Origin of the sequence: Roseospira visakhapatnamensis (genome assembly GCF_014197915.1) — a bacterium.
Classification (GTDB): domain Bacteria; phylum Pseudomonadota; class Alphaproteobacteria; order Rhodospirillales; family Rhodospirillaceae; genus Rhodospira; species Rhodospira visakhapatnamensis.
Genome location: NZ_JACIGK010000033.1, coordinates 14,700 through 33,110 on the forward strand (window position 1 = coordinate 14,700; position 18,411 = coordinate 33,110).

General features: G+C 66.4%; 18 protein-coding genes and 1 pseudogene. 13 read left to right on the plus strand and 6 right to left on the minus strand.

Annotated features, from left to right (window positions below; translation table 11 throughout):
- Positions 1-48 precede the first annotated feature (48 nt).
- The 9 genes from GGD89_RS16835 (at position 49) to GGD89_RS16875 (ending at position 6,697) form a co-directional block, all read left to right on the plus strand.
- Positions 49-924: an urease accessory protein UreD gene (locus GGD89_RS16835; RefSeq protein WP_184047702.1), complete on the plus strand. Its 876-nt coding sequence runs from the start codon at positions 49-51 to the stop codon at positions 922-924.
- A gap of 25 nt (positions 925-949) precedes the next feature.
- Positions 950-1,252, plus strand: coding sequence for an urease subunit gamma (locus tag GGD89_RS16840; protein ID WP_184047705.1), 303 nt, complete (start codon positions 950-952; stop codon positions 1,250-1,252).
- Between the two features lie 146 nt (positions 1,253-1,398).
- On the plus strand, positions 1,399-1,710 hold the full coding sequence (locus GGD89_RS16845) for an urease subunit beta (RefSeq protein WP_184047708.1): 312 nt from the start codon (positions 1,399-1,401) through the stop codon (positions 1,708-1,710).
- Positions 1,711-1,714: 4 nt separating this feature from the next.
- A complete protein-coding gene (gene ureC / locus GGD89_RS16850; RefSeq protein WP_184047711.1) occupies positions 1,715-3,424 on the plus strand; it encodes an urease subunit alpha in 1,710 nt (569 codons plus the stop codon).
- A 17-nt stretch (positions 3,425-3,441) separates the two neighbouring features.
- On the plus strand, positions 3,442-3,924 hold the full coding sequence (locus tag GGD89_RS16855; RefSeq protein WP_184047714.1) for an urease accessory protein UreE: 483 nt from the start codon (positions 3,442-3,444) through the stop codon (positions 3,922-3,924).
- A complete protein-coding gene (locus tag GGD89_RS16860) occupies positions 3,911-4,630 on the plus strand; it encodes an urease accessory protein UreF (RefSeq protein ID WP_184047717.1) in 720 nt (239 codons plus the stop codon). The genes GGD89_RS16855 and GGD89_RS16860 overlap by 14 nt, the downstream gene beginning before the upstream one ends.
- On the plus strand, positions 4,627-5,307 hold the full coding sequence (ureG, locus tag GGD89_RS16865) for an urease accessory protein UreG (RefSeq protein ID WP_184047720.1): 681 nt from the start codon (positions 4,627-4,629) through the stop codon (positions 5,305-5,307). The genes GGD89_RS16860 and ureG overlap by 4 nt, the downstream gene beginning before the upstream one ends.
- The gene (locus tag GGD89_RS16870) at positions 5,304-6,161 is read left to right on the plus strand and encodes a bifunctional allantoicase/(S)-ureidoglycine aminohydrolase (protein WP_184047723.1); all 858 of its coding nucleotides are present in this window, start codon (positions 5,304-5,306) and stop codon (positions 6,159-6,161) included. The genes ureG and GGD89_RS16870 overlap by 4 nt, the downstream gene beginning before the upstream one ends.
- The gene (locus GGD89_RS16875) at positions 6,149-6,697 is read left to right on the plus strand and encodes an ureidoglycolate lyase (RefSeq protein ID WP_221238530.1); all 549 of its coding nucleotides are present in this window, start codon (positions 6,149-6,151) and stop codon (positions 6,695-6,697) included. The genes GGD89_RS16870 and GGD89_RS16875 overlap by 13 nt, the downstream gene beginning before the upstream one ends.
- Before the next feature lie 150 nt (positions 6,698-6,847).
- On the opposite strand, the gene GGD89_RS16880 is transcribed toward GGD89_RS16875, so the two are convergent.
- Positions 6,848-7,669 carry an IS5 family transposase gene (locus GGD89_RS16880; RefSeq protein WP_425503052.1) on the minus strand — a complete coding sequence of 274 codons (822 nt, stop codon included), beginning with the start codon at positions 7,667-7,669 and terminating at the stop codon, positions 6,848-6,850.
- Positions 7,670-7,816: 147 nt separating this feature from the next.
- Between GGD89_RS16880 and GGD89_RS16885 the strand changes: the two genes are divergently transcribed.
- Entirely contained in the window at positions 7,817-8,083 is a 267-nt protein-coding gene (locus tag GGD89_RS16885; RefSeq protein WP_184047729.1) for a hypothetical protein, read from the plus strand.
- Positions 8,084-8,285: 202 nt separating this feature from the next.
- Positions 8,286-8,495 (plus strand): annotated as a pseudogene (locus GGD89_RS20690) (site-specific integrase); the annotation flags it as partial.
- A gap of 180 nt (positions 8,496-8,675) precedes the next feature.
- On the opposite strand, the gene GGD89_RS16895 reads toward GGD89_RS20690, so the two are convergent.
- Entirely contained in the window at positions 8,676-9,521 is an 846-nt protein-coding gene (locus GGD89_RS16895) for an alpha/beta hydrolase (RefSeq protein WP_184047735.1), read from the minus strand.
- On the minus strand, positions 9,518-10,375 hold the full coding sequence (locus GGD89_RS16900; RefSeq protein ID WP_184047738.1) for a helix-turn-helix transcriptional regulator: 858 nt from the start codon (positions 10,373-10,375) through the stop codon (positions 9,518-9,520). Before GGD89_RS16900 ends, GGD89_RS16895 begins: the two co-directional genes overlap by 4 nt.
- A 531-nt stretch (positions 10,376-10,906) precedes the next feature.
- Between GGD89_RS16900 and GGD89_RS16905 the strand changes: the two genes are divergently transcribed.
- Both GGD89_RS16905 and GGD89_RS16910 read left to right on the plus strand, forming a co-directional pair.
- Entirely contained in the window at positions 10,907-13,090 is a 2,184-nt protein-coding gene (locus GGD89_RS16905) for a TonB-dependent siderophore receptor (RefSeq protein ID WP_184047741.1), read from the plus strand.
- Positions 13,091-13,199: 109 nt separating this feature from the next.
- The gene (locus tag GGD89_RS16910) at positions 13,200-14,309 is read left to right on the plus strand and encodes an ABC transporter substrate-binding protein (protein ID WP_184047744.1); all 1,110 of its coding nucleotides are present in this window, start codon (positions 13,200-13,202) and stop codon (positions 14,307-14,309) included.
- Here the strand turns inward: GGD89_RS16910 and GGD89_RS16915 are convergent.
- Genes GGD89_RS16915 through GGD89_RS16925 form a run of 3 tightly spaced genes read right to left on the minus strand, consistent with a single transcriptional unit; the run spans position 14,301 to position 17,376 of the window.
- On the minus strand, positions 14,301-15,143 hold the full coding sequence (locus GGD89_RS16915) for an ABC transporter ATP-binding protein (protein ID WP_184047747.1): 843 nt from the start codon (positions 15,141-15,143) through the stop codon (positions 14,301-14,303). The two genes, GGD89_RS16910 and GGD89_RS16915, sit on opposite strands and share 9 nt — an antisense overlap.
- Entirely contained in the window at positions 15,140-16,192 is a 1,053-nt protein-coding gene (locus GGD89_RS16920) for an iron chelate uptake ABC transporter family permease subunit (RefSeq protein WP_184047751.1), read from the minus strand. Before GGD89_RS16920 ends, GGD89_RS16915 begins: the two co-directional genes overlap by 4 nt.
- A 35-nt stretch (positions 16,193-16,227) precedes the next feature.
- A complete protein-coding gene (locus GGD89_RS16925) occupies positions 16,228-17,376 on the minus strand; it encodes an MFS transporter (RefSeq protein ID WP_246423193.1) in 1,149 nt (382 codons plus the stop codon).
- Between the last annotated feature and the right edge of the window lie 1,035 nt (positions 17,377-18,411).

Consider the following 18,411-nt stretch of genomic DNA (forward strand, 5'->3'; position numbering starts at 1 on the left):
CCCGGGAAGGAGGCGAGGCAGCATGATTCGAACCCCGGAGCGACGGCCATGAGCCCCGACGGATCCCGCGCGGCACCGGCCGGGCGCCGTCAGACCGCGGTGGGCCGGCTGGGGCTGACACTGCGGGGCGATGGCCCGGTGACGCGGCTGGTCGATCTGGATCAGGCGGCGCCTCTGCGCGCCCTTTTCCCCCATCCCGTCCCGGGGGAGCCCCTGACGGCCTGTGTCACCAACACCGCCGGCGGTCTGGTGGCGGGGGACGTCCTGGGTCTCTCGGTCACACTTGGGGGCGGGGCACGGGCGATGGTCATGGCTCAGGCTGCCGAGAAGGTCTATCGCTCCGGTACCGGGGCCGAGGCCAAGGTCACGGTGCGGCTCGCCGCCGGGCCCGAGAGCTGGCTGGAGTGGCTGCCACGCGAGACCATCGTGTTTGACCGCGCCCGGCTGCGGCGTGAGACGGCGCTGGATCTGGACCCGACGGCACGGATGCTGACGGGCGAGATCTTGGTGCTGGGACGGCGTGCCCACGGCGAAGTGCTGTCGCGCGGGTTGATCCGCGACGCCTGGCGGGTCTCCATCGGCGCACATCTGGTATGGGCGGACGCCCTGCATTTGGAGGGCGATCTGGCACGGGCGCGACTGGCGCCGGCCGGTTTCGCCGGCGCCGAGGCGTTGGCCACACTGATCGCCCGCCTGCCGGGTGTGGCCGGCGGCGAGGCGGCGTTGACCGACGACATCCGGACCCGCCTGGAGACGCACGACACGGTCCGGGCCGGATCCACGACGATCAACGGTATCGTGATTTCCCGTATCCTCTCGCACACCGCCGAGGCGGCGCGCGACGCGTTCGCCGACGTCTGGGGCCTGCTTCGACAGGCCGGCGGCGGCTATGCGGCAACCCTGCCGCGGCTCTGGTCCATCTGAACAAGAAAGGGGAGGCTTCCGACCCATGAACCTCACGCCCCGGGAAAAAGACAAGCTGCTTGTCGCCATGGCCGCGCAGGTCGCCCGCCGGCGCCTGGATCGCGGCGTGCGCCTCAACCATCCGGAGGCCGTCGCCCTCATCACCGATGCCGTCGTCGAGGGGGCGCGCGATGGCCGCTCGGTCGCCGACTTGATGCGCGCGGGCGGGCAGGTGCTGACCCGCGACCAGGTCATGGAGGGGATCCCCGAGATGATCCCCGAGATCCAGGTCGAGGCAACCTTCCCCGACGGCACCAAGCTGGTGACCGTGCATCAGCCCATCCGTTAGTGCACTGATCCAGACAGACGATGCAGTCCGCACTCTTTTGTCTGGATCGAAAGTGCACTAAAAACAATGTTTTGTGCAGCGGTATGTGCATTCAAGGGTGAGACTCCCTTGAATGCACATACCGCTGCACTAGGGAGACCGAGGCCATGATCCCCGGAGAGCGTTTTCCCGCCGCCGGTGTGCTGACCCTGAACGACGGGCGCGAGACCCGTTCGCTCAGGGTCGCCAACACCGGCGACCGCCCGATCCAGGTGGGCAGCCACTATCACTTCGCCGAGACAAACGCCGCGCTGTCCTTCGACCGGGCGGCGGCGCGGGGCTTCCGGCTGGACATTCCAGCCGGCTCGGCCGTCCGCTTCGAGCCTGGCCAGACCCGCGAGGTCACTCTGGTCGCCTTCGCCGGGCGGCGCGTCGTCCATGGGTTCACAGGCGCGGTCCAGGGGCCGCTGGAGGGTTGACGCCATGGCCATACAGATCGAGCGCGGCGCCTACGCCGCCATGTTCGGCCCCACCACCGGGGACCGCCTGCGGCTCGCCGACACGGATCTGGTGATCGAGGTCGAGCGCGACCTGACCACCTACGGCGAGGAGGTCAAGTTCGGCGGCGGCAAGGTCATCCGCGACGGCATGGGGCAGTCCCAGACCGCGCGTGCCGCCGGGGCCGTCGACACCGTCATCACCAATGCCCTGATCGTCGACCATGCCGGTATTCTCAAGGCGGACGTCGGGCTGAAGGATGGTCGGATCGCCGCCATCGGCAAGGCCGGCAACCCCGACGTTCAGCCGGGCGTCGACATCATCATTGGCCCGGGCACGGAGGCCATCGCCGGCGAGGGGCGGATTCTCACCGCCGGCGGCATTGATGCCCACATCCACTGGATCTGTCCGCAGCAGATCAACGAGGCCCTGGCGTCTGGCATCACCACCATGCTGGGCGGCGGCACCGGGCCGGCCGAGGGAACCAACGCGACGACCTGCACGCCCGGCCCCTGGCATCTCGCCCGGATGCTCCAGGCGGCGGAGGGGCTGCCCATGAACCTGGGCTTCTTCGGCAAGGGCAACGCCAGCCTGCCGGCGGCCCTGGAGGAACAGATCCGGGCCGGGGCCATCGGCCTGAAGCTGCATGAGGACTGGGGCACCACGCCCAGCACCATCGACTGCTGCCTGACGGTCGCCGAGGCGCACGACATACAGGTCGCCATCCACACGGACACCCTGAACGAAAGCGGGTTCGTCGAAGCCACCCGGGCCGCCTTCAAGGGGCGCACGATCCACGCCTTTCATACCGAGGGCGCGGGCGGCGGCCACGCCCCGGACATCATCCGCCTGGCCGGCGACGCCAACGTGTTGCCCAGTTCCACCAATCCCACCCGGCCCTTCACGGTCAACACCATCGACGAGCATCTGGACATGCTGATGGTGTGCCATCACCTGGACCCGGCGATCCCCGAGGATGTGGCCTTCGCCGAGAGCCGCATCCGCAAGGAGACCATCGCGGCCGAAGACATCCTGCATGACATGGGCGCCTTCTCCATGATTGCCTCTGACAGCCAGGCCATGGGCCGCGTGGGCGAAGTCGTCTGCCGCACCTGGCAGACCGCGCACAAGATGAAAGTGCAGCGCGGCCGGCTTCCAGAGGAGACCGGCGACAACGACAACCTGCGCGTCCGCCGCTACATCGCCAAGTACACCATCAACCCGGCCATTGCCCACGGCATGGCCGACCATGTGGGGTCGGTTGCGGTCGGCCAGTTGGCCGACCTGGTGCTGTGGAAGCCGGCCTTCTTCGGCGTCAAACCGGATCTGGTGCTGAAGAGCGGAACCATCGCCCTCGCCGCGATGGGCGATCCCAACGCCTCGATCCCGACACCGCAGCCTGTCCACTACCGGCCCATGTTCGGCAGCTTCGGGCGGTCGCTGACCAACAGCATGGTGACCTTCGTCTCGGGCGCCGCGCTGGAGGCCGGGATCGGCGACGCCCTGGACCTGCGCCGGCCTCTGCTGGCGGTGCGCGGGTGCCGTTCCGTGACCAAGGCGGACATGGTGCTGAACGACGCCACGCCCCACATCGAGGTTGATCCGGAAACCTACGACGTGCGGGCGGACGGAACCTTGCTCACTTGCGATCCGGCCGAGGTGTTGCCCATGGCCCAGCGCTATTTCCTGTTCTGACGCCCGGACCCGATGCCATGACCGTGACCGAGGGCGCGCCACGCCGCGCCATCCGCCACCATCCCGCCGGCACCTGGCCCGAGGAGCGGACCGGCGGGCGCGTGACCCTGACCCGCGCGGAGCGGCACCGGCGCCGCGTGCGCCTGCGGGACGATGCCGGGGCCGCCTTCCTGCTCGACCTGCCGACGGCGGTGGCCATGCACGACGGCGACGGCCTGGAACTGACGGACGGCCCGTTCATTCGGGTGGTGGCGCGAGCCGAGCCGGTGCTCGACATCACCTGCGCGGATGCGCGCCACGCCGCCCGCATGGCCTGGCACCTGGGCAACCGGCACCTGCCGGTCGAGGTGCTGGCGGACGGCCTGACCCTGCGAATCGCCGACGACCATGTCATCGCCGACATGGCGCGCGGCCTGGGCGGGACCGTGTCCCGGCACGACGCGCCCTTCGCGCCGGAGGGCGGGGCCTATCCATCGGGGCACGGTCATGACCACGCCTGAGCCCGTGGACGGGCCCATCGCGGACCCGGCCTTGCATCGGCTGCTGGCCTGGCTGTCGCCCGCCTTTCCGGTCGGCGCCTTCACCTGGAGCCACGGCCTGGAGGCGGCCGTCGAGGCCGGGCTGGTGCGCGACCGCGATAGCCTGACCGACTGGGTGGGCTGGATCGTCGAACAGGGCGCCGGGCGGCTGGACGCCGACTGCCTGCGCGAGGCCTATCTCGCGGTCCAGGCCGGGGACCGCGCCCGCCTGCTGGCGGTCGCCGACGAGGCCGCCGCGTTGCGCGGCACGGCGGAGATGGCCCAGGAAGCCGCCGCCCAGGGGGCCGCCTTCCTGCGCGCCATCGGCGACGGCTGGCCGGTCGCCGGCCTCGCCGAGGTCCGGGCCGCGCTAACCGGCGCCGGTCTCGACACCGCCTATCCGGTCGCGGTCGGGGTGGCCGCGGCCTGCCATGGCCTGCCCCTGCGCCCGGTGCTGGCCGGGGTCCTGCACGCTCTGGGCGCCAACCTGGTCTCCGCCGGGGTGCGCCTGGTGCCCCTGGGGCAGACCACCGGACAGCAGGCCCTAGCCGCGCTGGTGCCGGTGTTTGTCACGGCCACCGAGGATGCGCTTGCCCGCCCCTGGTCAGACCGGGGCAGCGCCGCGCCCATGGTGGACTGGACCAGCATGCGCCATGAAACCCAATACACGAGGCTGTTCCGATCATGATCGAATCCGTGTCCTCCTCCAACCCGTTGCGGGTCGGCGTCGGCGGCCCGGTGGGCTCCGGCAAGACCGCGCTACTCGAACACCTGTGCCGGGTGATGACGCACCGCTACGGCATCGCGGCCATCACCAACGATATCTACACCCGCGAGGACCAGCGCATCCTGACCGAGGCCGGCGTGCTGCCGGCGGAGCGGATCATGGGTATCGAGACGGGCGGCTGCCCGCACACGGCGATCCGTGAGGATGCCTCGATGAATCTGGCCGCCATCGATGTCCTGTGCGGCCGGTTTCCGGACCTGGATCTCGTTCTGGTCGAGAGCGGCGGGGACAACCTGGCCGCCACCTTCAGCCCGGAGCTGGCCGACCTGACGATCTACGTGATCGACGTCGCGGCCGGCGAGAAGATCCCGCGCAAGGGCGGGCCGGGCATCACGCGCTCCGACCTGCTGGTCATCAACAAGACCGATCTGGCGCCGCTGGTGGGCGCGCGTCTGGACGTCATGGACGCGGACGCGCGGCGGATGCGCGGCGACCGCCCGTTCGTCATGACCAACCTGAAGACCGGCGAGGGCCTGGAGGTCATCGTCTCGTTCATCATCACCACCGGCGGCCTGCCCGCACGGACAGGCGTGCCCGTCGCCGCAACGGATGCCCCAACGGACGTCGACGCCTCATGACCAACGAGACCCGTCGGGCCGGCCCCTATCACGCTCCGCGTGGCGGCCTGCCACACCAGACCCAGTTGATGACCGACCGGGCCGTCTTCACCGAGGCCTACGCGGTGATCCCGCGGGGGACCCTGCGGGACATCGTGACCAGCGCCTTCCCGTTCTGGGACGACACCCGCGCCTGGGTGCTGGCGCGACCCATGACGGGCTTCGCCGAGACCTTCGCCCAGGCCATTGTGGAGATCGGACCGGGGGGAGGCTCCGAGACTCCCGAGCCGGAGGCGGCGGTGGAGGGCATTCTCTTCGTTCTGGATGGCACCGTCTCGGTGACGCTGGGCCCGAACGGCCAAGCCCCCCATGACCTGGGTCCGGGCGGGTACGCCTACCTGCCGCCGGGGTGCGGCTGGACGATCCGCAACAGGGCCGGCGGAACCGCCCGCCTGCACTGGATCCGCAAGCGCTACCAGCCGGTGGCGGGGCTCGATCATCCCGATCCGCTGGTCACCAACGAGACCCTGATCCCGCCATCGCCCATGCCCGGGACCGGCGGGGGCTGGGCCACCACGCACTTCGTTGACCCCGCCGACATGCGCCACGACATGCACGTGACCATCGTCACCATGGACCCGGGCGCCTGCATCCCCTTCGCCGAGACCCACGTGATGGAGCATGGGCTGTATGTGCTGGAGGGTAAGGCCGTCTACCACCTCAACCGGGACTGGATCGAGGTGGAGGCCGGCGACTTCATGTGGTTGCGCGCCTTCTGCCCTCAGGCCTGCTACGCGGGCGGACCGGGGCGGTTCCGCTACCTGCTGTACAAGGACGTGAACCGCCACGCGACGTTTCCGGCATGGGTCCGATGACCCCCGACACGGGCGGCGACGATGCCGCGACCGTGACCGCGCGGCCGATCACGGCGGACGCCTTCGCGCCCTTCGGTGAGCTGATCACGGCGGACCGGACACCGCCCCGAACCATCAACCAGGGCCTGTGCCAGCGGTTCACGGACCTGGCGCGGCTCGACGCCGGCGACGGCCGCATCGGCGTCAGCCTGTTCCGCGCCCAGGTCCGGACCCTGCCGCACCGCCTGGACCTGATGGAGCGGCATCCCGGGGGCTCCCAGTGCTTCGTGCCCCTGGACGGCTCGCACGTCCTGGTCACGGTCGCGCCGGACATCGGCGGGGCGCCGGGAACGCCGCGGGCGTTCCTGGCCGGCCCCGACCAGCCCGTCAACATCGGCCGCAATGTCTGGCACGGCGTGCTGACACCCATTGCGGGGTCGGGCCTGTTCCTGGTGTTGGACCGGCTCGGGCCAGGCCGGAACCTGGAGGAGCACCGGCTCCGGCGCCCGGTCCTGATCCGTCTCCCGCCCGCGGGAAGCGCGGACGCCACCGCTTGACGGTGGCGCTGAGAGTCCGATTCGAAACTTCGTGAGGCATATCAGGTTTGAGGCTTATCCCCCTGGTTCAGGTCGGTCCATGATGGAGAGCAGTTCGTGCCCATGCGACCCCAACATCATGGGGTTGCCGGACGCAGGGGGATAAGCCGGTCAGGTTTTTGCGAGGAGGCGGGTGACGCGCCGGATGTGGGCGATGAGCAGCCAGGCTTCGGCGCTCTGGATGGTTTTTTCCCAGTCCTTTGCCAAGCGTCGGCAGCGTCCGAGCCAGGCGAAGGTGCGTTCGACGACCCAGCGCCGGGGCACCACCTCGAACCCCTTCGCGGCATCGGAGCGTTTGACGATCTCTATCGTCCAGCGTCCGATCTTCTCCAACGCTCCTTTGAGTTTTGGTCCGGCATAGCCACCATCAGCGAAGATATGGCGAAGCCAGGGGTAGGACGACCGGATGGACTTCAGCACGCCGGGTGCCCCGTCCCGGTCCTGGATGTCGGCACCGTGGACGGCCAGGCCGACCAGCAGCCCCAGGGTGTCGGTGACGATATGACGCTTGCGCCGCTTGATCTTCTTGCCGGCGTCGTAGCCTGAAATCCCCCCGCTTTCCGTGGTTTTGACGCTCTGGCTGTCGATCACGCCGGCCGTCGGGCTCGCTTCGCGCCCGGCCGCCTCCCGCGCCGCCATCACGAGGTGATGGTTGATCGTGCGAAGCACGCCGTTGTTGCGCCAGTCATAGAAGTAGCCTCGCACCGTGGAGACCGGCGGAAAGTCGTTCGGCACCATCCGCCACTGGCACCCGGTCGCGGCCATGTACAGGATGGCGTCGAGCACATCGCGCAGGTCCGTCGTCCTCGGCCGTCCCACGCGCTTCGGCGCCGGCAGCAGCGGCGCAATCAACGCCCACTCCGCATCGGTCGCGTCGCTTGCGTAGCGCCGGCCCGTCCGCTCATACTTTGGCCGAGTGATTTCAGTCCACATGGTGTGCTCCCTGGCTGCATAGACACCAACCATGGAATCACAACAGACTGAAATCACTCAACTCTTTTCAGATCGGGCTCTCAGGCCTCGACGCTGTCGTGATCGGTCAGGACCGTGTCCGGCGTAACGCTGACGAAGAGCGGCTGGATGGTCAAGATGGCGGAGGCCGGTTCGCCGTTCACGAAGCAGGCGAACCGCAAGACAGTCGAAGCCGACCTTGAGAAGGCCGAGCGCAAGATCGCCTCACCTATCGCTGGGGGCAAACGCAAAAAAAAGGCCGCCGCCGGAAAGGTGTCGGATATCATCGGGGCGGCACTTATCGCAAAATTAGAATATATCTGTCCTGGGTTTCTCGCGAAGACATCGGCGGGGAACCCATTTACGCTGCAAATCCGCTTAAGTTCCAGAATTTGAAAATCTGCAAAATACGTTAAAAATAGAACGAACGCCCAATGAACATATCATATAAGGTTATGATGCGATTCTATACTTTATTTATTGGCATACACGCCTCCGGAATTCGCGAATTTTCTCGAACCCAACTAGAAATCTTATTCTTCCGTGAGGTATATTGCCTTGAGTGCTCATTGCGTACCTTACAGGCGAAAAACTCACGATGAATTTGAGTTCCGTCGACGACGATTTTCTGGCGGCCGGTCGCGCTCGGGGATTGTCTGATCATACGCTGCGCGCCTACCGACAAGACCTAACAGCGTTCTCCCGATGGGTGCGGCAGGCTGGCCCAGACCCAGTTTTTGGCAAGGATGCCGTTGTTGAGTGGATCACGGCCATGCGCGCCGAAGGCTACGCGGCGGCCACCATCAAGCGCCGGCTCGCCTGCGGGAGGAGGCCGAAACACGAAGGTCAAGCTGGTCAAGCGCCAGATGTACGGACGAGGCAAGATCGATCTGGTCTTCGCCCGCGCCGCTCAGGCCATTTGAACCGAAAACGGAGCCGCCGCGCACTCAGATTGAGTCAGATCCATTTTTGCACGCTAATGGACAGATTATGAAGCAGCGTGACCTCCATCGCTGCAATCGGAGAAGGCTCTCAGGGCATGAGGAAGGGAGGCAAACAGGGCGGCACGATGGCCCATACCCTCCAGAACACGGGCCGTAACGCACAGGTCTTGGCGCACTCTCAGCCGGTCAATCATCGCGAGAGTCGCCGGTGCCGGCCCGGGCGTTTCCGGGGGGGGCTGACCGGATCGCACCTCTCGGTCGCCCATCATGATGAGGACATGCGCGGGAGGTGTCGGGGGCGCGGCCGCCATGGCTTCCAGGCGCTCCATAATGTCCCCGCCCCACCACAGGGAGGGACTGACCGGACAGAAGCCACGAAACGCCTCCGGTGCCATGAACAGCGTATACAAGACGAACAGGCCACCGAAAGAATGTCCCCACAGGTCACGGCGGGACGAGTCCACGGCCACGCCCTGTTCCGCCGCCTCCCGCACGGGTCCGATCAACCTGGACAGGAACCGATCCGCCCCGCCGGCCATGCGCTCAGGGCGCTGCGGATCCGGAACGGGGCCGTCGGCCCCCAAAGGCGGTGTGTAGTCGAGCCAGCGGTCGGCGACCGCGAAGCCCTGGTCGGTATCGTAACCCACACCGACCACCAGAAGCTCGGGCACCTTCCGCAACAACGCCGGCGTCAACCCCTCGAACGCTGCGTTGCCATCCAGCAGATAGAGGACCGGATACCCGGATGACAGCGCCTCGCGGCGGGGTAGCGCACGGAACAGACGGTACGTCCGTCCATCTAGCGTGACCAGAAGCCGCTGTTGCGTCGTGTGGGTCTGGTGTGAGTCGTCGGTGGGCGCGGCTGGAAAGGCGTAGGGTGTCCATCTCATGAGACCTGCGGCTCCCGTCTCCCGTGCCGTGGGCTCCGGCCAAAGTGACGCCGAAACGCCGTCGAGAAGTTGGCCGGGTTGGAATAGCCGGCGAGATAGGCGGCTTCCTTGACCGATAGCCCCTGGTGATCCAAGGCGAAGCGCGCGCGTTCCAGGTTGCGGCGGCGGACGAACTCGAAGGCCCCCATGCCATGCACACCTTGAAACATTCGCTGCAAAGTACTGATGCTGACGCCGGCCATTCGGGCCATGTCCTCCAGGGTCACGGTATCAGGGTTACAAGCGTCAAGGTATTCCTCGACCAGGCGCATGCGCCGAAGGTCCCGCATGCAAAGGGACCGGCCGGGTTGTGGAGCCGGGTCGTATGCCAGCGAGGAAAAGGCGGTAGCGATGAGATCAAGGACCCGGCTCTCCAGATGGAGTGTGCGAAAAGACCCCGTATAGTGCGCCTCGGACAGAATGCTTTCCGACAGGGCGACGATGCGTGAGTTTGGGCGCCAGTAGCGCTGCGCCAGGTGACTCTGGGAAAAACGCCAGATGTCGAAAGCACCGTCTCCCGCGCCAAGATCGGACTCGGCCAGCCAGTCATGAGACAAGGTCACGCTGACCTTTCGGACACGGGTGCCTTTTTGTCCGCGTCGCTCGAACAATTCGGGACGGGCGCGTGCGATCATCAAGGCGCGTGGCCCGGTGTCGGCGAGCGCATGTCCGTCTCCCTCGGGAAAAAGCGAACGACCGCCGACGGTGGCGTCAACGGGTCCCTGTAGAAAAACCTGGATGGTCAAACCTGGGCGCTGTTCCAGGCGGGTGACCATGTCATGAAGATCGACAGAGTCCGAAAAATGCAGATGCATGCCGCTTCGCAAAGAAAGCAAGCCATAGTGCCCCCTTAGGGCCGCGCTTGTTGCGTCTCGTGGCGTGACGACATGGAAATTTGATCCGACCTTCTTAAGAGATTCCTCAATGGTACTCGTATCCACAATGGATGAGAGAGGGCGTGACTGGGGGCACGCGATACTTCTTCTACACGTCATCGGTTCTTGCGCCAGTGTTGATTCTGGTGATCACAGAGGACGAGTCGTTCCCTCTCGATCACTTCCCATGCATTCGTATCTTGACTTCGGGCATGGACTTCGTTGGCACGACCCGCCCGATCAACTCCAAAGCCGCGCCCGCCACCGTGACCATTTGGCAAAGACCTTTGAGCGTCCCACAAACGGACCCGGCATAGCCCCCAAAAGCCTCTTTCCGATAAGACAGTACGCAAATTAAGAGTGAGAGTCATCCGCGTCGGAGTGCCGTCTCCGGATCCGGAAGACGGAATGGATGGGGCTTGCTCCCTGTCTCATCGCCGCAGAATGACGCCAGCCAGGAGACTTGAGGGCATGCTCGTCGGTCACGTTTCGTCGACTCCCCATGTGGGGCTTCCATTCATGGCCGTTTTGGTGGTGGCTGGAAGCCTGGCCTATCCAGCCGATGCGGCGGACACCGCTGAGTCACCGGAACCGATCGGGGTCGGGACGGCAGCCAGCGAGTCCGATGATCCCGTCGTTCTGCCGGCGCTCGTCGTGTCCGGGTCGCGATACCGCACCGAGACGACGGCTGGGTACACAAGCGATCTGATCAGCGTGGGTGAGAAAGAAGCCCTGCCGCCCCGGGAAGTGCCCCAGTCCACCACGGTGTTGACCCGGGACTACTTGGAGGATCGAGGGGCGCGCTCCATGGACACTGCCTTGCGTGAAGCGCCGGGCATCCTCGTTCTCAACAACGAGAACGGCCGATCCAGCATCCTGGCCCGCGGGTTCGAGTTCGACTCTCTTTACCTGAACGGGCTGCCCGCGCCGGAGTTGAGCATCTACGGCACCCAGCCGGACATGGCCATCGTCGACCACATTGAAATCCTCAAGGGACCTGCCGGCCTGTTCGGTGGAGCCGGAGAGCCGGCCGGCGCCATCAACATGAGCCTCAAGCAGCCGGTCAGAACCTTTCAAGGCTATGCTGCGCTGACCGGTGACACCTGGGCCGGGTTCCGCGCTGAGGGCGATGTGTCCACCCCCTTCAATGAGTCCGGAACACTCCGGGGCCGGCTGGTCCTGGCCCAGGATGACCAGGAAAGCTGGATCGAGGACAGCGAGAACACCACGCGCCTCGCCTATGGAACCGTGCAGGCCGATCTGACGGAGCAGACCACGGCGAGCATCACCGTGAGCCATGCGGAGAGGGACATCTTACCCAACAACGGGCTTCCCACCTTCGCCAACGGCGACCTCGTGGATGTGGATCGTTCAACCACCACGGCCGCCGACTGGAACAGATTCGACAACTTCATTACCGACTACATCGGAGAGCTGGAGCACCGCTTCGATGACGGTGGTCACGCCAAGATATCGGCCCGATACGCCGACCGATGGGTGGACTTCCTGTACGCCTTCGCCGGCGGTCCCGCGGACGAAACCGGCCAGGTGAGTTCGATGCGGTGGCTCGCGCGCAAGCTGGACCAGACGTCCCTAGCTCTGGACGCACACGTCACCAAGCCCTTTACCCTTCTGGGGCAGGACCACAACGTGCTGGTCGGCGCGGACTACCAGCGCATGGTGGACACGTTGTCTTCCGAGGTCGGGCGGATCGCGACCGCCAACAACATTTACAACTGGAACACGGACATCCCGGAGCCGACCGTCACATACACTTCGCGAACAGAAACAACGGTCAATCAGTATGGCGTGTATGGTCAGGTCCGCATCAGGCCCGTCAGCGCTTTGACCCTGATCGGTGGTGGGCGGATGACGTGGTATGACTCCGAGGTCATCGATCTGAACACATCCGACACCGTGGCCACCATCGATCTGAACGGGGAGTTCACGCCCTATGCGGGGGTCGTGCTGGACGTGACGCCGGAGCTGTCCGCCTATGCCAGCTACACGGCGATCTTCCAACCGCAGTCTCAGGTGGATGTCAACGACCAGCCGCTCGATCCACGGCAGGGCGAACAGTATGAGATCGGCCTGAAGGGCGGATTTTTCGACGAGTCCCTGAATGTCTCCGGCGCGCTGTTCTTGATTCGCGACAAGAACCGCGCCCTTCAGAACGAAGACGGAAACTACGAAGCGCGCGAGGAAGTGGAGTCCCGGGGCATCGAGCTTGAAGCCAGTGGCGAGGTTTTGCCGGGGTGGGATGTCCTTGCCGGCTACACTTACACGGAAACGAAGTACACCAACGGGATGAACGAGGGCAGTACCTTCAGCGCCGTGACACCCAAGCACATGGCCCATGTCTGGACGACGTACCGGTTCTCCGGCAATAGCATGCTGGATGGCCTGACGGTTGGCGGAGGCGTAAAGGCGTTCAGCGACTTTTCTTCCGTCAACCGTGGCGTGGAGATCAACGCGGATGGCTACACCGTTGTTGACCTGATGGCACGCTACGATCTCACGGAGAATCTTTCGACAACGTTGTCCGTCAACAACGTGTTCGATACAAAATACTACGAACGCGTCGGCGGCACGTCGGTCTTTAACTTCTACGGACAACCTCTCTCTGCGATGCTGAGCGTGAAAGCGAGCTTCTGATCGCTGTTCGGCGGCGGCGTGGAACCGGGGAGGAAGGGGTTTGTTGATGCGGCTGCGGGTCAGGTGGGCGCAATGCCCTGATGTCTTTCGGCGACGGGTTGCCACCGTGATGATGGGCATCCTGATGGCGGCCATCCTGATAAGCGGCGTCGGTGCGTCCACCGGCGCTCGGGCGGAGGTAACCCTCACCGACGTGACCGGGCGCCAGATCACCCTGGACCAGCCGGCGCGCCGGCTTCTGATCACCGATGGCCGTTTTCTCGTGGCCCTGTCGCTGATCCACCCCGATCCGGTCAGCCTGCTCGCCGCCTGGCCCCACGACATCGACCACATTGGCCCGGATACGTACACCCAACTTCGCGCGACTTCGCCGGCCATCGCCTCGCTCCCAAAAGTCGCCGGCAGCGCACGGGTTCAATCGGTGGAACAGATCCTGGCCGTGCGGCCTGACCTCGCGGTTTTCCCCCTGGGCAGCAGCCTATCCGATGAGCAACGCGCCAGCATCGAGGCCGCTGGCATCCCGGTGCTTGTGCTCGATTTCTTCACGTATCCCCTGAAGAACGTCGATCGAAGCCTGCGTCTGCTGGGCCATGCCACGGGCAGTACGGCGCGCGCGGAGCGTTTTATCGCCTTCCGGCGAGAAAGGATGCGGGTCATTGCCGAGAGGGTCGCGCATCTGCCCGAGGAGGCGCGTCCAGCGGTGTTTCTGGAGCCGCACGCCGGACTGTCAGAGGACTGCTGCGCGTCACCCGGCAACGGCCGCATCGGCGAGTACATCGACTTCGTCGGCGGGGACAACATTGGTCGTGACGCGATCCCTTCCCCGGCCGGCTGGCTTAGCCTGGAGTATGTGATCACGCGCGCGCCCGAGGTCTATATCGCCACCGGCGGCCCGCACATGGAACGGCGCGGAGGGCTGGTCCTCGGGTCCGGATTCAGCGACAGCCAAGCCCGCGCGTCTCTGGCCCATCTGGTGTCGCGGCCGGGGTTCGCGGACCTGCCCGCCGTTCTGAATGGCCGCGCGCATGGCCTGTCGCATCAGTTGCTGAACTCGCCCTTGGACATCATGGCCCTGGAATACCTGGCGAAGTCCATCCACCCCACAGTGTTTCGCGATATCAACCCAGACGAGACCAGGGCGTTCATATCCGAACTCTCCGCCGTCACGTCGATGGATGGCGTCTTCTGGACACGGCTTGTCGAGCCGGGATCACGATGAGCGCGGTGGCATGACGTCGCCGGAACATGACGGTGGCCCATCGGCGAGAATGCCGTCCACCATCACCTGAACCGCACCCCGCGAACAGGCCTCGACCCTGGCATGCACGCTGTAAACCCGCGCGAGGGTATCGGGGGTGATGGCCTCGGCCGGGGGGCCGTCCGCCACCACTTGGCCATCGGATAGGATCACGATGCGTTGGCACCAGCGGCAGGCCAGGGCGACGTCGTGCAGCACCACCACGGCAATGATCCCGCGCGCGCGGACGATCGACTGGACGAGGTGCATGACCCGAAACTGATAGTTCAGATCCAGCGCGCTGGTGGGTTCGTCTAGCAGCAACACCGACGGCCGGCGCACCACCGACTGGGCCAGGCTGGCGAGTTGCCGCTGGCCGCCGGACAACTGGTCGAGGGATCGAAACGCCAGGGCGCCGATTCCCAGGGCGTCGAGGGTCTCGCCGACCAGGGCTTGCGCGGCCCGGGCATCGGGACGGGCCGAGGGCGAGGCCCGGAGCGCGCTGAGCGTGGCCTCGAAGACGGTCAGGGCCACCCGTTGCGGCAGGGCCTGCGGCATGTAACTGACGCGCGCGGCGTGGGCGGCGCCGTCCAGGCGCAACAGGTCCGCGTCCCCCAGGCGGAGGGCGCCTCGGGCGGGATGTAACCCGGCGAGGGCGCGCAACAAGGTGGTCTTGCCGGCCGCGTTCGGCCCGATCAGGGCGGTGATCTCGCCCCCCCGGAAGGGCGGCAGCGACAGGCTGTCGATGACCGTGCGCGCCCCATATCCAACTGACAGAGCATCCAGATGAAGCGTGGTTTCCGGGGGGATCGTCATGCGCGCGGCCGCTTCAGGAAGATCAGGGTCATGAAGAACGGAATGCCCACCAGGGCGGTGACCACCCCCACCGGCAGCAGCACGTCGGGGACCAGGGTCTTGCTGGCCACCGAGGCGAGCGACAGGATCAGGGCGCCGCAGACCATGCTGGCCGGCAGCAGGAAGCGATGATCCTCACCCACCAGCAGGCGGGCGATATGCGGGCCGACCAGGCCGATGAAACTGATGGTGCCGACGAAGGCCACGGCCGTCGCCGCCAGCAGGCTCGCCCGCAGCAGCGACAGGAACCGCAGGCGCTGGAGCCTTACGCCGAAACTGCGGGCCCGGTCCTCGCCCAGCCGCAAGGCCGTCATCTGCCACGCGCTGGCCAGCGAGAACGGGACCGTCACGGCCAGGATCAGGGCGAGGACCTGCACCTTGCTCCAGTTGGTGCGCGCCAGGCTGCCCATGCTCCAGAACACAAGCTGCTGCAACGCCTCTTGGCTGGCGACGAACTGCAGCAAGGCGACCAGGGCATTGAAGGTGAACACCAGGGCAATGCCGAACAGGGTCAGCGTTTCCACCCCCGCACCGCGCGATCGGGCCAGGACCTGCAACAGCAGCACGGATCCAAAGGCGAACACGAAGGCGTTTGCGGACACCGCCCAGGGGCCGGTCACGCCCGGCACCGCCAACCCAAGCACGATGGCCAGGGCGGCGCCGAACGCGGCGGCGGAGGACACCCCGAGCGTGAATGGGCTGGCCAGCGCATTGTTCAGGATGGTCTGCATCTCGGTGCCGGCGAGCGCCAGGGCCGCGCCGACCAGCACGGCCATGACGGCATAGGGCAGCCGCACGTCCCAGAGGATGACCCGCACGGCCGGGGAGACACTGTCGGGCGTGAACAGTCCCCGCATCATCTCGTCAAGACCCAGGCGGGATGGCCCGGTGGCGAGATCCAGGAGGAACGCCGCCCCGGCCGCCACCGCCAGCGCCAGCACGATCAGGATCCGGCGTCGGAACAGGGCTTGGTATCGTGACACATCGACCGTGTCGGTGGACTTGGACACCCTCTCTGGTCTCCCGTATGCCTGTGGTGAGCGGGTCAGGGTGTTTCATGCCCGATGAGCCGTCGTCGCAGGGGGAGCAGCCCTAGCAGGCTCAAGGCCGCGAAGGCGGCACCGGCCAGGAAGGTCCCATGCGGTCCGACGCCGTCCCACAGCGCGCCGGCGATCACGCTGGCCGCCAGCAGGGCGACCCCGGTCACCAGGTTGAACATCCCGTAGGCCGTACCCCGGAGTTCGGGGGGCGCGACGTCGGCCACCAGGCGCGCCAGCACGCCCTGGGTGAAGCCCATGTGCAGGCCCCAGAACACCACCCCGACGCCGATGCCCACAAGTCCCGGCGCCAACGCCAAGGTCAGGTCGGCGGCGATCAGCAGCAACAGGCCAACGACCAGAACCGAGACCCGGTCCATGCGGTCCGACAGCGCGCCGGCCGGGTAGGCCGACAGCGAATAGGCGATGTTCATGACCACCAGAACGGCGGGCACCAGCATCAGCGGCAGACCCTCCGACTGGCTGCGCAGGACCAGGAACGCCTCGCTGAAGCGCGCCAGGGTGAACAGCGCGGCGACGGCCACCACCCACCAGTATGTACCCTCAAGACGGGCCAGTTCCGCGCGGCTCAGCGGCCGGCGGACGGGGCGTTGGCCCTCCGGGCGTTTGGGCTCCTGGACGGCGACCACGAGCACCCCAACGGCCAGGACGGCGGGAATCACGGCGACCCAGAACACCGACACGAAGTCGTCGGCGAACACCCCCATGAGCCCGATGGCCAGGAGCGGGCCGGTAAACGCGCCGATGGTGTCGAGCGACTGGCGCAGCCCGAAGCTGGCACCCCGCAGGTGGGGCGGGCTGAGGTCGGCCACCAGCGAGTCCCGGGGCGCGCCGCGAATCCCCTTGCCGACACGGTCGATGAAGCGCGCGCCGACCACCCAGCCGACGGATGTGGCCAGCGGAAACACGGGCTTGGTGAGGGCCGCGAGGCCGTAGCCGACCACGGCCAGCACCTTGCGCCTGCCCAACCTGTCGCTCAAAGCACCGGAGAACACCTTGACGATGGACGCCGTGGCTTCGGCCACGCCCTCGATGATCCCGACCGTCAGCGCCGACGCGCCCAGGCCGACGACCAGATAGACCGGCAGCAAGGCGTGGATCATCTCCGACGAGATGTCCATCAGCAGCGAGATCATCCCCAGGGCCCAGATGCCGCCGGGGATGTGTCGCCACGTCGCGGCCCGCGCGGATGGTCCGCCAGGGCGCGCCTCTCCCGAATGGGGGCCGTGCGTCGGAGGGTCGCGGTGAGGGCGGTCACTCATCCTGAGGCTCTGGTACTGTCCTGGTGGGTCGGAAAGGCCGGCACCATGCCTTGGAGACGGGTCCCCGCCGTGCATCAGGACGGGACCGCAGGCCGGGTGGTGTGTCCGAGAACCGAGAACGATCAAGGTCGCATGACCGGCCATGCGTTGCGATTACGAGGCAGTTTCAGGTCGGCCCAACCATACGCCCGACTGCTGATGGGGTAAACCCGCATTTCTCTTGGGGAGCCCAGGAAGCGGGACTCCATCCGCGTGTCATACCCCCCGACACAAGCAGTGAGTTCTTATGTCGGGTGCCCGGTTCAGTTCCAAGCGGCAATCGATCGCGGGCGCACCCGCCCAAATTCCACCCCTCGTGTTCGCTGATTGAACTGTCGTTGAAAGCCTCGGAGAATGTGGATGCTGCGATCGCCCGCCTGACGGTCAAGGATCATTCGTTTCGCGTCCGCTTCGGTCCGCGCCGGTGCCTCGTACGGGAAGCGGTTGATCGTCGAGAGCCGGCGCCAAGGCGCGGCCGACCGTGCGAAAGGCTTTTCACATCTCGCCCATGCCGGTGCCCTGCCGGGGCATAACGACATCTGCTCCAAGGGATCAACCGAGCAATGGTGTGACCTTGCCCCGAAAAAGTGGACACGGGGTTACGCGGCGCGAAGCTCGGCCTGCTCTGGGGTGATGTAGCCGAGCGCCGAGTGCAGGCGCTGGCGATTGTACAACCCACCACCACAAGACCCATGTGACCCAGGATATCGGCCGTGCCCCGGGAGACAAGGCCGTGGTTGCGTACCGCAGGGCTCCGAATCCAGATTACGGGATATTCATGTTGAGGATTGAGGCGAGGTAGCTGGGATCCCAGGCGGCCCGTTTGCGTCGGGTCTTGAGGGTTCGCTTGTCGGAGATGGCGCGCACGAG

Excerpts from the sequence above, each read along its gene's own strand:
- GGD89_RS16835 (WP_184047702.1), top strand. The coding sequence starts at position 49 with ATGAGCCCCGACGGATCCCGCGCGGCACCGGCCGGGCGCCGTCAGACC.
- GGD89_RS16840 (WP_184047705.1), top strand. The coding sequence starts at position 950 with ATGAACCTCACGCCCCGGGAAAAAGACAAGCTGCTTGTCGCCATGGCC.
- GGD89_RS16845 (WP_184047708.1), top strand. The coding sequence starts at position 1,399 with ATGATCCCCGGAGAGCGTTTTCCCGCCGCCGGTGTGCTGACCCTGAAC.
- ureC (WP_184047711.1), top strand. The coding sequence starts at position 1,715 with ATGGCCATACAGATCGAGCGCGGCGCCTACGCCGCCATGTTCGGCCCC.
- GGD89_RS16855 (WP_184047714.1), top strand. The coding sequence starts at position 3,442 with ATGACCGTGACCGAGGGCGCGCCACGCCGCGCCATCCGCCACCATCCC.
- GGD89_RS16860 (WP_184047717.1), top strand. The coding sequence starts at position 3,911 with ATGACCACGCCTGAGCCCGTGGACGGGCCCATCGCGGACCCGGCCTTG.
- ureG (WP_184047720.1), top strand. The coding sequence starts at position 4,627 with ATGATCGAATCCGTGTCCTCCTCCAACCCGTTGCGGGTCGGCGTCGGC.
- GGD89_RS16870 (WP_184047723.1), top strand. The coding sequence starts at position 5,304 with ATGACCAACGAGACCCGTCGGGCCGGCCCCTATCACGCTCCGCGTGGC.
- GGD89_RS16875 (WP_221238530.1), top strand. The coding sequence starts at position 6,149 with ATGGGTCCGATGACCCCCGACACGGGCGGCGACGATGCCGCGACCGTG.
- GGD89_RS16880 (WP_425503052.1), bottom strand. The coding sequence starts at position 7,669 with ATGTGGACTGAAATCACTCGGCCAAAGTATGAGCGGACGGGCCGGCGC.
- GGD89_RS16885 (WP_184047729.1), top strand. The coding sequence starts at position 7,817 with ATGGTCAAGATGGCGGAGGCCGGTTCGCCGTTCACGAAGCAGGCGAAC.
- GGD89_RS16895 (WP_184047735.1), bottom strand. The coding sequence starts at position 9,521 with ATGAGATGGACACCCTACGCCTTTCCAGCCGCGCCCACCGACGACTCA.
- GGD89_RS16900 (WP_184047738.1), bottom strand. The coding sequence starts at position 10,375 with ATGCATCTGCATTTTTCGGACTCTGTCGATCTTCATGACATGGTCACC.
- GGD89_RS16905 (WP_184047741.1), top strand. The coding sequence starts at position 10,907 with ATGCTCGTCGGTCACGTTTCGTCGACTCCCCATGTGGGGCTTCCATTC.
- GGD89_RS16910 (WP_184047744.1), top strand. The coding sequence starts at position 13,200 with ATGATGGGCATCCTGATGGCGGCCATCCTGATAAGCGGCGTCGGTGCG.
- GGD89_RS16915 (WP_184047747.1), bottom strand. The coding sequence starts at position 15,143 with ATGACGATCCCCCCGGAAACCACGCTTCATCTGGATGCTCTGTCAGTT.
- GGD89_RS16925 (WP_246423193.1), bottom strand. The coding sequence starts at position 17,376 with ATGATCTCGCTGCTGATGGACATCTCGTCGGAGATGATCCACGCCTTG.